16 protein-coding genes, 2 tRNA genes and 1 pseudogene are annotated in these 11,914 nt (G+C 54.2%); 10 read left to right on the top strand and 9 right to left on the bottom strand.

Annotated elements, in window-relative coordinates; translation table 11 throughout:
* The first annotated feature begins 195 nt into the window (after nucleotides 1–195).
* Complete coding sequence (locus ACR0KS_RS06320) at nucleotides 196–948, top strand: response regulator transcription factor (RefSeq protein ID WP_170565399.1); 753 nt, start codon at nucleotides 196–198, stop codon at nucleotides 946–948.
* Entirely contained in the window at nucleotides 941–1,438 is a 498-nt protein-coding gene (locus ACR0KS_RS06315) for a hypothetical protein (protein WP_170565402.1), read from the top strand. The genes ACR0KS_RS06320 and ACR0KS_RS06315 overlap by 8 nt, the downstream gene beginning before the upstream one ends.
* Nucleotides 1,439–1,469: 31 nt before the next feature.
* On the opposite strand, the gene ACR0KS_RS06310 is transcribed toward ACR0KS_RS06315, so the two are convergent.
* The 5 genes and pseudogenes from ACR0KS_RS06310 to ACR0KS_RS06290 form a co-directional block, all read right to left on the bottom strand.
* Nucleotides 1,470–1,643 carry a hypothetical protein gene (locus ACR0KS_RS06310; protein WP_170565405.1) on the bottom strand — a complete coding sequence of 58 codons (174 nt, stop codon included), beginning with the start codon at nucleotides 1,641–1,643 and terminating at the stop codon, nucleotides 1,470–1,472.
* Nucleotides 1,644–2,089: 446 nt separating this feature from the next.
* Complete coding sequence (locus ACR0KS_RS06305) at nucleotides 2,090–2,392, bottom strand: hypothetical protein (RefSeq protein WP_170565408.1); 303 nt, start codon at nucleotides 2,390–2,392, stop codon at nucleotides 2,090–2,092.
* A 323-nt stretch (nucleotides 2,393–2,715) separates the two neighbouring features.
* Nucleotides 2,716–2,800 (bottom strand) — tRNA-Leu (locus ACR0KS_RS06300).
* A 191-nt stretch (nucleotides 2,801–2,991) separates the two neighbouring features.
* A pseudogene (locus ACR0KS_RS06295) lies at nucleotides 2,992–4,704 on the bottom strand (DUF3604 domain-containing protein); the annotation flags it as partial.
* Nucleotides 4,705–4,716: 12 nt separating this feature from the next.
* Nucleotides 4,717–4,932 carry a hypothetical protein gene (locus ACR0KS_RS06290; protein ID WP_480693153.1) on the bottom strand — a complete coding sequence of 72 codons (216 nt, stop codon included), beginning with the start codon at nucleotides 4,930–4,932 and terminating at the stop codon, nucleotides 4,717–4,719.
* A 233-nt stretch (nucleotides 4,933–5,165) separates the two neighbouring features.
* Here ACR0KS_RS06290 and ACR0KS_RS06285 point away from each other — a divergent pair, with 233 nt between their 5' ends.
* Together ACR0KS_RS06285 and ACR0KS_RS06280 are read left to right on the top strand one after the other, a co-directional pair.
* Nucleotides 5,166–5,510, top strand: coding sequence for an HlyU family transcriptional regulator (locus ACR0KS_RS06285; RefSeq protein ID WP_480693152.1), 345 nt, complete (start codon nucleotides 5,166–5,168; stop codon nucleotides 5,508–5,510).
* Nucleotides 5,511–5,546: 36 nt separating this feature from the next.
* Nucleotides 5,547–5,813, top strand: coding sequence for a hypothetical protein (locus ACR0KS_RS06280; protein WP_170565414.1), 267 nt, complete (start codon nucleotides 5,547–5,549; stop codon nucleotides 5,811–5,813).
* Nucleotides 5,814–6,614: 801 nt separating this feature from the next.
* Here the strand turns inward: ACR0KS_RS06280 and ACR0KS_RS06275 are convergent.
* Nucleotides 6,615–7,196, bottom strand: coding sequence for a tyrosine-type recombinase/integrase (locus tag ACR0KS_RS06275; protein WP_170565970.1), 582 nt, complete (start codon nucleotides 7,194–7,196; stop codon nucleotides 6,615–6,617).
* Nucleotides 7,197–7,308: 112 nt separating this feature from the next.
* Nucleotides 7,309–7,384: transfer RNA gene (locus tag ACR0KS_RS06270), tRNA-Thr, on the bottom strand.
* A gap of 313 nt (nucleotides 7,385–7,697) precedes the next feature.
* On the opposite strand from ACR0KS_RS06270, the gene ACR0KS_RS06265 reads away from it, so the two are divergent.
* Nucleotides 7,698–8,444 (top strand): hypothetical protein, encoded by a 747-nt coding sequence (locus tag ACR0KS_RS06265; RefSeq protein WP_480693151.1) that lies wholly within the window; start codon nucleotides 7,698–7,700, stop codon nucleotides 8,442–8,444.
* A gap of 151 nt (nucleotides 8,445–8,595) precedes the next feature.
* Here ACR0KS_RS06265 and ACR0KS_RS06260 read toward each other — a convergent pair whose 3' ends face one another.
* A complete protein-coding gene (locus ACR0KS_RS06260; RefSeq protein ID WP_170414533.1) occupies nucleotides 8,596–8,865 on the bottom strand; it encodes a DUF2312 domain-containing protein in 270 nt (89 codons plus the stop codon).
* A gap of 161 nt (nucleotides 8,866–9,026) precedes the next feature.
* On the opposite strand from ACR0KS_RS06260, the gene ACR0KS_RS06255 reads away from it, so the two are divergent.
* A complete protein-coding gene (locus ACR0KS_RS06255; protein WP_170565420.1) occupies nucleotides 9,027–9,245 on the top strand; it encodes a hypothetical protein in 219 nt (72 codons plus the stop codon).
* Between the two features lie 9 nt (nucleotides 9,246–9,254).
* On the opposite strand, the gene ACR0KS_RS06250 is transcribed toward ACR0KS_RS06255, so the two are convergent.
* Nucleotides 9,255–9,470 (bottom strand): hypothetical protein, encoded by a 216-nt coding sequence (locus tag ACR0KS_RS06250; RefSeq protein ID WP_170565423.1) that lies wholly within the window; start codon nucleotides 9,468–9,470, stop codon nucleotides 9,255–9,257.
* 246 nt (nucleotides 9,471–9,716) lie between these two features.
* Here ACR0KS_RS06250 and ACR0KS_RS06245 point away from each other — a divergent pair, with 246 nt between their 5' ends.
* Genes ACR0KS_RS06245 through ACR0KS_RS06230 form a run of 4 tightly spaced genes read left to right on the top strand, consistent with a single transcriptional unit; the run spans nucleotide 9,717 to nucleotide 11,906 of the window.
* Nucleotides 9,717–10,580, top strand: a complete 864-nt coding sequence (locus ACR0KS_RS06245; RefSeq protein WP_170565426.1) for an MBL fold metallo-hydrolase — start codon at nucleotides 9,717–9,719, stop codon at nucleotides 10,578–10,580.
* Between the two features lie 31 nt (nucleotides 10,581–10,611).
* Nucleotides 10,612–11,034, top strand: a complete 423-nt coding sequence (locus ACR0KS_RS06240) for a YeeE/YedE thiosulfate transporter family protein (protein ID WP_170386579.1) — start codon at nucleotides 10,612–10,614, stop codon at nucleotides 11,032–11,034.
* Nucleotides 11,034–11,465: a DUF6691 family protein gene (locus ACR0KS_RS06235; protein ID WP_170565429.1), complete on the top strand. Its 432-nt coding sequence runs from the start codon at nucleotides 11,034–11,036 to the stop codon at nucleotides 11,463–11,465. The genes ACR0KS_RS06240 and ACR0KS_RS06235 overlap by 1 nt, the downstream gene beginning before the upstream one ends.
* A 9-nt stretch (nucleotides 11,466–11,474) precedes the next feature.
* Nucleotides 11,475–11,906 carry a TIGR01244 family sulfur transferase gene (locus ACR0KS_RS06230; RefSeq protein ID WP_170386572.1) on the top strand — a complete coding sequence of 144 codons (432 nt, stop codon included), beginning with the start codon at nucleotides 11,475–11,477 and terminating at the stop codon, nucleotides 11,904–11,906.
* Nucleotides 11,907–11,914: the final 8 nt, after the last annotated feature.

The raw sequence follows: 11,914 nt of genomic DNA, 5'->3' as shown, positions 1-11,914 counted from the left end.
TATGCGGGAAAGACGGCAAGCGACCTAGCTAAAAGTACTAGAACCTAAACCTTTGGAATCACGCAATGTTGATGAAACTTGCACTTTTCGCTATAGTCTCGCGCCTATACACGTTAATATTCTATTAATTCTGCTCTTCGCGTTTTGTTTACTGTTTGGCCGCTTTAGCGGCGTTGGTTTTTAAAGGGGGGAATAATGAGCATTCCGTTTGAGGATAGTGCTGTTCAAGACAATTTTCGCGCTGAAGAATTCTCGATCAATTTCGTCGGCAAAGAACTGTTCTACTCAAACCAGACCTTAAAGGAAGTGGAGAACGAATTCGGTGTCGCCACGCACCGAATTGAAACCATCGCTTCGCTTCCTATCTGGAATTTTCCCGATACAGGGACTGGCAGAGTAGTGATCGTTGACCAGATGATAATGGATGACCTGTTGTCCCGCCCAAAGACGTACAGGGACTGCACCGGCCCCGGCAGCTTGGCTTTTGCCTATCGCAAAGAGGATGCCGCGCGCTTTCTGTTTGAAAACTGGGACCGCAACCGGCACGGCGACATCGGCTATTTACCGATGAATGTTGCGCCAGACGTATGGCGATCGATCCTGCGCCTCTTATTGCACGAAGAATTCTACATGCCGTGTTTCCTGGCAGACAGCCTGGCGGCACAGGACAAATCGATCACGCAGGCGCGTCCAGCGCCCCCTCCGACCGAACCTGCGCCGCACCCGGTCTATTCCAAGCTCACTCCGCGGGAAAAGCAGGTGTTACAGTTGGTTTCTCAGGGGCAAAGCAACAAAATCATTGCGTCCAACCTTGGCATTACCGAGCACACCGTAAAGCTCCATATACATAACGTGGTCGGCAAGATCGGCGTGAGCAACAGAACAGCAGCCGCCCAGTTCTTTTTTGAAGTCGCGCCCGGAGAAGCGCAGGAAATGGCCGTTGACTGATGATTTTGAAACCCGGTTTGACCGCCTGATCCTGCTGGTCGGTCGGTTAAACTATATGTGGACCAACACAGAGAGCTTGTTGATCCACCTGATCGCAGGGTTAAGCGGAACCAACAAGGACGTGGCGGTCATTATCTTTCTGACCCTGAATACGACACGCGCCCGGATCGACCTGGTGGAACGGTTGGCCAAAATGGAGGGCCGCCCGGCTGATATTCGCGATCCCATTCTTGAGCACACGCAGAGGCTGGCCAAACTTTCAGGCGTTCGGAACAAATATAATCACTGCATCTATTCCTTTGACCCTGACAGCGGGAATCCCAAAACTATTTTGATGAGGATTTCCGACAGGAAAACCGATATTAAACTTGGTCGCGAAGACACCGTTGATGCCTCGGCGATGCAAGATATCGAGGGAATTGTCGATCAGCTCTCGGTTCTAAATCGTGACCTATGGCACCTGATCGGCAAGTTGGGATTTCCGATCTGAACTGTTGTGCGCCACTGTCGCTTGTTCCGCGCTAGTGAGAATGAGGGACGAGCACGCGACGCTCCGACCGCCCTCCGACAGCGACCACGATGACCAGAACGACACTACAAAACGCCGATATGCCGAGCAGAACACCGCCCAAGGCCGTCATCCCCCCGATCAGCGCCATCACAAACAGCAGCAACAGAAACTGTCTTGCATTCATATCAGTTTCCCCCTTGCGGTTAACTCCTAACGACTGAGTAAATAGGTCATGCCCTTTCCCAAGCCGTGTGGAAACGCGCCAAATTGTTGTGAATCCCAGTCACTTTGTTTTTTGCCAAGATTTCTGAACGCAATCGCTGACAGGTAGAACCTTGCACTAGCGCAGCAGCGCTCAAACGTGTTTTTCCGCGAAAGCAAGCCAACCCCGCCGAATAATGGCGCGTCGGCACACGCTTCTGGCATCAATTCGCAAGCGAAAACGCCGCGCGACAGTCATATGCGCCGCAGTCCCGTTGTATTGTTTGGTTGAATACCAATAGGGGAGACATGCAGCGGGAAAAGGGGGCGCGGCTCGCAGCTGACGTACCACGCACTCACAACAGTTGCGATGCCCCCCCGACGCGGTTGGCTACTTAGATTTTCGTTCAGGCTTGCTTAGGCTAAGGCTCAGCTATCCGACCGCGCGACTATCTTCAGAGTGTCTGAAAACGGATCGTACTTGCAGAAACCGGGCGCGATTTCAGACCCTCGTTGGTCCTGAAGGCCGATGCTCACGTAGTAGTCATCCCCCTTTGTCAGCCGTTGTGCCTTTCTTCCAAAGGGCACCCTGTATCCGGCGTCGTGCCAGAGGATTTTACATAGCGTTCCCCAAGCGGTCTGCGGATCGACAAAAATCCTTAGCGCCTGAACGCCAATGACAAATGCGAACACCATAGCCACCGGCCAAAACCATCTTTGAAACCGATACATTGAGCAGATTCCTTTCCAGAACGAATGGTCTTTGGATTTAAAAGGGCTGAGAACGCGAGTGTTGACGGCAGCCTAGCACGGCTAGACCAGCTAAAGGCGATTTACTTATCAAAACCGTTTGGATGGTACCAAATGGCCACTGCCCTTGATGAGACACCGGGGTGCAGCCCCGGCAGATTGGTCATCGGCCTACAAATAGTGAGCGCCCAACAGCGTCAGCGACGAACAAATAGCGAAGGCGGCACTCGCTTCATGAGTACCAACGAGTACCACAGCCAATTTGAAGAAGTCAGGAAAATCCGTTTTTGCCTTGCAAAACAAGGTGGTGCGGATGGCGGGGATCGAACCCGCAAGCCCTAGGGCGAGGGATTTTAAGTCCCTTGCGTTTACCTGTTTCGCCACATCCGCAGGGTGCCGAGCTATACAGGCTAGCACCTTTCGGAACTCTTAATGCCATCTAAACTGATTGAAAAGTCGGTAAGTTGATCACAGCCATGCCGAAGCACCCAAAAGCGGCTGTGGCCCCAAAAAATTCGGGCCAACGACCATTTTTGCGACCACTTCGCCCTTGGGTTCTATGGGTGGCCCTTTTTCACCAGCTATTCAGGTGGCGTATACCAAATCGGGGATGTGTATGCCCTTTCCTGTGTAAAAGTCGGAACCTCCTGAGGGACGTCATCACCAAAGCGGACCGCATCGTAGACCGTCCACCTGGGGGTCGGAATTTCCAGGACGCGAGCATAATAGAACGCGCGGACGGATGGATCGAATTCGGGGTCTGACCACACAGCGTACAGCTCGGGAGAGCCAATCGAGTTCGTGAAGGTCCCGGTTGTGGCATCTACGGTATTTCCGATTGCCGGCAATTTGCCATCGTCCCCAGGCGCTCGATCTCCGGACCAGACAACATCGAAAACCTTCTCCTCGGTTTCTCCGTCAGCGTTGAGCCATCCCTTAACAATCTGAATACGATCGAGATTCCCCGAATATGGGTCTTTCAATGCGGCGACAAGAAAGTTCGGCGCGCTTGCCCCATCCGGAGCGTCGGGAAAGTCGCCACCCATAGGCACGCCTTTTTCGTACCCGATATCAGCAGGCAGTCTGGAACGGGCATCTTCCTCGTCAAAGTCCCAGCCCCCGAAAAATCGAACCGAGATCCGGCTTCCGGTCGTGCCGTAGACTTCTTTCCGCTCCATCGCATCAAAGATAGCCTCACGAGTGTTGTCCTCTGCCCATACTGCGGCATAGCCCGAAGCGGCCATTTCCCACCCAAGTATGGTTAGCGCATCAAATTCGCCAACGACATGCTGCCATCGCCCAGGCTCAGGTTCGACGCCCGAATGTTTACCGAAAAAGTTGTCTTCTTCGGCGGTCGCAAGAGCGGTGTGGCTATCGGTCGAACCCACCACCCCGAACTTATAGGGGTTTGTTCCAAGTTCCGCTTCCAGTTTCAGCCCGTTCTTCAACGCCTCACGCGCATATTCGTACTGAAGCATCCATTCTTCTTTCGGCGTGGGGCCAAGGTTGGATTTATCCCACGTCTCGTAATCGGCAAATTCGTCGTTCGGGCTTAGGAAAGGGTGTGTTTCACCATCGCCTTTGATCTGGGTAATTTCATACATAGGCTCCCATTTGGCGCGCCGCTCGGCATAGTCCCCGGTCAGCGGCTCGCCAGTCTCAGGGTTGGTTTCCACTGGGAACATAAGACCGTTGGAAACATTCCCATTGTGGGCCAAGGCCAATACCCGGCCGCCGGTCTTCAACTCGTAGTCCTCCATCCAATCCCACAGCTCTTCTGGATTGAACGTTTCGGCTGTCGTGAAAGGCAGCATTTGCCGGGCTCGGATCGCATCGTCCCGATAGATGACGTTTCGATGCAGATTGTTACCAGATTCAGTCGAGGTCCACTCGTAACCTATGAAGGCCGTAAACCTGCCCGGATCATCGAACGCATCGGCGGTTTGCGTAAACTCGTCCCAGACAGACTGCACAAAGCGCCGGTCCGAAACCGCCTCGGGCAAGGCTTCACCCGAAATTCCAGCAAAGGTTTCGATAACCTCCATCGTCGCACCCAAAGCAACATCACCGCCCTGATTTAGCCTATCGTTCCAATCCCGCAGAGTCGGATCGCGCATCAACGTCGCGTTTCCAGCGATAATCTCATTCATCGCGCCCATCGCATCGGAATGATCCGATACAACCAGCCAATCGAGCGGCCGCGATAGCTTTACACGCAGACCATGCGATGTCGTAACCTCGTCCCCTCGGGCAAACCGGTAGGCATCCGCCGGAGAGAGAACGACACCGAACCCGCGTGCATCAAGTCAATTGGACGTGTGCAGATGCGTGTCCCCCCAAAGCGGTCGGGTCGGAAAACCCCGCCCTGCATAGGGTGAGAAATCCGCCGGTTCAGGGTCGCGCATGTCCTCGGCGGATATTGTCATCTCACCGACCTGCCCCCCTTGAACGGCCTCCTGCGCAATCGCTGCCGTGGCAGTTGCGGTGAACGAAAGAATAATCGAAGCGGAAAAGAATTTCACATCGGCCTCCCATAGATGCCCAATCAAGCTTTATGCGAGCACTTCCAACTGCGATGTGTCAAGTGAAGCCTGCTGAATCTCCGACGTCAGCGCCATTGGGACAGTTTAGGCCGATTTGATACGAGAGGGCTTCTGGCTCATCGTAACCGCCAAGAAATGGGGATGAGACAGAAACCCGGAACCCGTAAGAGCCACGCAAGGAGCGTGCAATCGGATCATAGGCCAATGTTCTGATGGCGCGACATGCTTCACGCCTGCCCAAAGCGGCGCTAGTCTCTGGTCATAGCAGCACTGAAAGGATCCGCCAAATGTCCCTCTTCTCTAAACTCTTCGGTGGCGGCGAAAAGTCAGAGCCAGAGCCGGTCTCTTACAAAGGGTTCGACATCTTTCCGGACCTGATGCCCGAAGGTGGCAATTACCGCCTTTTGGCCCGCATAGAAAAGACCATCGATGGAGATCGCAAGACCCATACAGTGATCCGGGCGGATGTCTTTGAAACCCGGGATCAGGGCGAAAGCTTCAGCATCGCAAAGGCGAAACAGGTGATTGACGAGCAGGGCGAGCGCATTTTCGATTAGAACCGAAGCTGTCTGCGCGCCATTCGGGCGCGTCAGTTGAAGAGTATTCAAGTACTGATTGATTTCGAGGATCGGCAGTTCGTCCACGTGAACATCTGCCCAGCGCGAAAAACGCAGCTTAGACGTTATGCGGTAATCCTTGGCAGTTTTCTCGACCATCGGAGCCTTGCCAGACGCCCGTTCGCGTGTGCGGTGTTCTATGTATTGTTCCAGAGCCTCGGCAAACGTCGGGATGCCAAGAACCGCTTTCTGAGTTTCGCGCTCATCCTTTGTGAGCACATTGCCTTTGTAGATGTCGAGTAGCGTCGCGCCCTTCTGCTTCTTGGCCCAAGCACAGTGCGCGCCTTTGCTCGCCCCCTGCGCCAGCTTGACCGAGCGCATCTTTTGTGCGCCAGAATCCCTCTTGGCTTCGTACCAAGTTTTGACGCCGCCCTTGGTCACGCAGAAGCGTAACCTTGCAGAACGGGTCTGAGAACCATGTTGTCTTGGTTGTGGACAGCGACTTGAGCGTCGAATCCGTGAACTTAATCTGCGGCATACCATGTCCTTGTAATGACCGTTTCGTTACAATGTTCATGATACGTTCCAACCACAATCAAACCCAACCGAAGATTAAGAATGCACCTCAAGTATTTGAGGAAACATCTTATTTTGCCGGTGTTTGACTGGGTTTTGAGTGGTGCCCCCACACTGATTTTTTCTATCCGGAATAGCTCCATAAGTAGCTGTTTTTTAACACCATCTCAAGACAATGACTGCTCTAAGTGGCCCCTTTTGTGTCACCTATGCGATGATCCCCTTTGCTCCGGTACTTGGTAAACTCGGCTCGGAACTTCGCTTGGCCTGTGGCTGACACCTTGGGCTTCTTCAGCCCCAAGATGATTTCAAACGTAGCCTCAAGGGCTGTCGAACCTCTCATGCTGTGGCCGCCCTTGTTGGCATGGTGAACCAAAACTCCCTATTCAGCAAATCGCTTGTGGTCGCTGACTTCAGTTTTGAAAGTTCGTTCACGTGTGTTCCTTTCCATATCCGTATGTTCTACGGATTTCGTGTTTTCGGTTTTCTAGGGTGGGCAGAGCTCAACCAGCCGTGGCAGATGGTGTTTCAGCCAGTGCTGGGCAGCTGACTTGGGAACAAGTCGGCATGGACAATTTTCTGTAGATGTTCAGCCAGAACACTAGCCGAGTAACCCTGACCGTAGTTCGCCCCCATTCCCTTGGTTTGCCAGCCGCAGATTGCGTCTTGGATTTCCTTTGGTACTTGGGCGTCCCTCAGCCTGTCTTGAACGGTGTGGCGGAACGAATGCGCCGACTTTTGATCCTTCCTGTCCAGCGGAAAAGACCTCAACCACTTGTTGATTGTGTTTGAAGCGTAAGTGGCCTTATTCGCGTATGGTGAACCTCGAAAATCGATGTAGCGTGGGAACAAAAACCCGTTCTGGGCATGATCTTTGGCCCGTCTCACAGCCCACAGCCCAGCGCCGACGAGCGGCACCAATCTTTCTGACCCTTTTGTCTTCAGGCTCCGTGCCTCATTTGGGCGCAACATCAGATAAGGGGTGGGTTCGCTCAAGAAAACGTCTTCGACCCTCAAACCCACCGCTTCTGCACAACGCATTCCGGTGTCAGAAAGCAGGGCAATAACTCCACCCTCTTTCTTCTGTGTAATGTATTTCGCTGAGATCATAATCGCTCCAAGTTCAGCGATGACTAGAGGCATAGCGTCACCTCGAATGTCACCTTTGAATCCAGCGAATGCGCTTTAATGCGCTGATATTTAAGAGATTTCATGAGTTTTGTGGTGCCCCCACACGGACTCGAACCGCGGACCTACTGATTACAAATCAGTTGCTCTACCAGCTGAGCTATAGGGGCACTTGGTGTCGATTACTTCCTCTGGTTCAGGACTGCAACCCTGATTTTTTATCTTATCTTTAGGATTTTGGATTTTCATTGCCGGACCCCTCATTTCACTGGTCCTCGCTGGCGGGTTTGACTGCGCCGCAGGCAGCATGTAACTCGGCAGATGGGGCAAAATATGCAAGGGTAAGAACCGAATATGCAGGTTGCGATCCACGCAGGAGCCGCATTTACTGACGAAGGCAGGCTATCAAGGTCCTTACGGGCCAACAAGAATGTGCTTTCTGAACAAGGCGTTGCAACATTTGGGCCGCGCCGATACCGGCAGGTGTTCAAGCCTGCTTTTGCTGCGCCTCCTACGCGCCCGCTAAAGCCACAGGAAATCGATCAAGTTCAGGCAGCCTTGCCCTCTGACCCGCAAGTTCGTCGCACTGTATTTCTAAGCAACGACCTTATTGCCGATGGAAAATCTGCCATACAGCACGGACAGTTTTATCCACTGGCCGGGCAGCGGATGTCCCTGTTGGATCAGGCGTTGGGCAGCACACAGGTTGAACTTTTCTTTTCATTGAGAAATCCGGGCAGCTTTGTGCCGAAACTCCTCATGTCACTGCCGGATGCAGACCGCGAAAACATCACCCGAAGCACTGACCTGAGCTGCCTAAGCTGGACAGGAATGATTGACGACATCCGCGATCTGGCACCGGAGGTTAAAATTACGCTCTGGAGCAATGAGGAATCGCCGTTTCTGTGGGGAGACATTGTCCGATCAATCTCTGGTCTGCCGGATGACACGCCCATTCAAGGCGAACACGACCTGTTGCTCTCGCTTTTGACTGAGGCGGGGAAGGAGAAGGCACAGGAAATTGTCAGCGCAGGGTCAGATCAGAATCAAGCCAGCACCCGTGACGCGCTAGCTGAGGTTCTGGAAGAACATGCGCGGCCCGATATGGTCGAAGAAGAACTGGAACTTCCCGGTTGGAACACCGAGATTATCGAAGCGTTTTCAGAGCTGTACGAACAAGACCTTGCAAGGCTGGAAACCATGCCGGGGGTTCGGCTTCTGAGACCTTGATTCACACGCCCCCGGGCAGGTTACAGTTCGCTGTATTCCCTTTGGTTTGGAAAGGCCCAGCTTTGACCGCAGCACGCCTCAGAGCGGACTGGTCGGAATATTTGAACTGCACGCGAAACGGCGCCCTTAACGGACCCTGGGCTGACCGGTGTCAGCCCATGCCCAACGCTTCTTTGTACATTTCCAGCACCGCCTCTTCTTCGGCGATATCGTCCTTGTCACGCTTGCGCAGAGCAATCACCTTGCGCATGACCTTGGTATCGTAACCGCGCGCCTTGGCTTCGGCCATGACCTCTTTCTGCTGCTCAGCGATGTCTTTTTTCTCGGCGTCCAGACGCTCAAACCGTTCGATAAACTGACGCAGCTCTCCCGCGGTTACGCGATAGTTGGCGGCGGCTTGATCTTCGGTCATATCTTCCATTTATTTTTCTCCCGGAGGCTGAGGTCTGTTACCGCAGAACGGCACTAAGCCGGATACATCGCTGCCGCGCGCGCCGCAAGCGGACAATCCGGCGCCGGGCTTGTGTGGCGCGGGGTGATCCGATAAGCGCAGTAGAAATTTGCAGGCCAATGTGGGGAACCATGTTTGAAATCATCACCTGGGGCGGAGCAGCCCTGTCCCTCGCCGGTCTTTTGGGGCTCGTCTGGTGTATTCTGCGTGTGATGAAAGCGCGCAAATCCGGGCTATCTGACGACGAATTGCGCGCTGCTGTTCAGGGTGTCCTGCCGTGGAACCTGGCCTCGCTATTTCTCTCCGTAATTGGACTGATGCTGGTTATTCTGGGAATATCGTTCAGCTAGCTCTGCGCGTTAAATTGGCAGATTGTCGAACTGAGCCTCCATCGCGTCTTCACACAGCGCAGCATCCAGTCGCCGCAATCGCGACGGTACACGGACACCCTCTTGCCGCATCCGCTCAATAACCTTTGTCACACTCGGCTGAAGGGCCAAACGCGTTTCAAGGCAAGCCCCCTGCAGGTTCCGCTCAAGCTGTTCAGCCTCGGAATACAAGTTCAGTGTAGACATTTCCATCCTCCCAAATGGTGCCTTATTACCCTGATATAGGTAACCGTTTTAAGACTTGCTGATCTTAACCCGGGGACACGCGAAAACCCGCCTGCGCCAAATGCTGTTTCGGCAGCGAACTGCGGAATGGTTAAATTCTAGGCCGTTCTGCTTTAACCTGCCTTGACAAACATCAAATCACGGACAGTTGATCCCGATACATTCCGTAATTAATATACGTATTGGGCAGCAATGACGGAGGGCGAGATGACACCCAAGGTGAAAGCGTTTTTTGATACAGACACGTTTACGGTGTCCTATCTGGTGCAGGAACCCGAGGGCACGGCCTGCACGATCATCGACAGCGTACTGGATTTCGACCACGCGTCGGGCCGAACAAACACCGGCTCCGCCGACAAGATTATTGAGTACGTCCGCGACAATGGCCTGAAAGTCGAGTGGATTCTGGAAAGCCACGTACACGCAGACCATCTGTCAGCCGCGCCGTATCTGCAGCAGGAACTTGGCGGAAAGATCGGAATTGGGGATCAGATTGTCACCATCCAGGAAACCTTCGGCAAAATCTTCAACGAAGGGACTGAGTTTCAGCGTGACGGCAGTCAGTTCGATGCGTTGTTCCGCGAAGGCGACAGCTTTCACGTGGGCCAAATGCGCGGTGACGTGCTGCACACACCCGGCCATACTCCGGCTTGCCTGACCTATGTCATCGGTGATGCCGCTTTCGTCGGCGATACCCTGTTCATGCCAGACTTTGGCACCGCAAGGTGCGACTTTCCGGGCGGGTCTTCGGAAATGCTGTATGCCTCAATCCAAAAAATTCTCTCTTTGCCCGACGAAACCCGTATCTTCGTGGGCCACGACTACAAGGCTCCGGGCCGGGATGAATACGCCTGGGAAACAACGGTCGGAGAGCAAAAGGCTCTCAATGTCCACATAGGACAGGGCAGATCGATCGAGGAGTTTGTCGAGATGCGCGATGCTCGGGATGCGACACTTGGCATGCCCCGCCTGATCCTGCCATCTCTGCAGGTCAACATGCGCGCAGGACAGATGCCGCCAGCGGACGAACAAGGGGACGTTTTTCTGAAGATCCCGGTGAACAAACTGTGACCCTGCAAGGCGCAGAAACAAGGAAATAACTATGCAGTCAGAATGGATATGGGGATTGGGCGGAGGCATCCTTATTGGACTGGGTGCCGCCGTTTATCTGCTTGGAAACGGACGAATTATGGGAGCAAGCGGCATACTGGGCGGGCTGGTTGACAATAGCGACCGCACGCTCGAGCGGCTGGTATTCGTAGCGGGCCTTATCGGGATGCCCCTACTGCTTCGCCCTTTGCTTTCCCCCGCACCGGAAACGCACCTGACCGGCAATTTTGCAGTGATCATCCTGGCAGGATTGTTGGTCGGCGTCGGCACCAGGATCGCCAATGGCTGCACTTCGGGCCACGGGGTTTGCGGTATCTCACGGTTTTCTCTGCGCGGGATAGTGGCCACTGTCGTCTATATCTTGGCCGGAGCGGTCACCCTCGCGGTTCTGCGACATATGTGGGGGGTGATCTGATGCGTTTGCTGATTTCATTGATCGCAGGGTCGCTGTTCGGAGCGGGTCTTCTGATCTCGGGTATGACCGACACGACCAAAGTTCAGGGATGGCTGGACGTGTTCGGGAACTGGGATCCAACCTTGGCTTTTGTAATGGGCGGAGCGATCCTGCCGATGTTGCTCGCGTGGCGTCTGACGGAACATCGCCACCCTTTGACCGGTGGGGACTTTCCCGCCATGTCGCCACCAGAACTGGACCGCCGCCTGATCCTTGGTTCGGTTATGTTTGGCGCGGGATGGGGATTGGCCGGGCTTTGTCCGGGACCTGCAATCGCGTCTGTGACATACGGCGGTCTGGGCGGGCTTGTGTTTCTGGCGGCAATGATCGCAGGTATGTACGCTGCGCCAACCGTAGGGGCACAACTGGACAGATCCGCAAACGCAGCCTAAGCAATTGGCATGGAGATTCGACCCATTACCCCCCGCTACGCCGTCTCGCCGCAAATCACGGTCGACGATATTCCAGCCATTGTCGAAGCCGGTTTCGTCAAGGTCATTTGCAACCGCCCGAATACCGAAGTTCCAACGGGCATGCAGTCAGACGCGATCGGTCAGGCCGTCCGTGCTGCGGGACTTGAGTATGAAGTTCTGGAGCTGACCCATCAGACGATGACGCCTGAAAACGTTGCCCTCCAACGCGAGCTGGCAGAAAGCTGCAGTGGACCGGTTCTGGCCTATTGTGCGTCTGGCACACGCTGTTCGGTCGTCTGGGCGCTGGGCCAATGCGATCGGATGAGCACCGACGAAATTCTGGATGCAACCACCAAGGCTGGTTACGCCCTGGAAAACCTTCGCCCTGCTCTCAATCAGATACGGAACTCGGGCGAATAATACCGCAG

The organism is Ruegeria sp. BC7, assembly GCF_056539165.1.
This window is presented reverse-complemented; position numbering and strand designations above follow the sequence as displayed.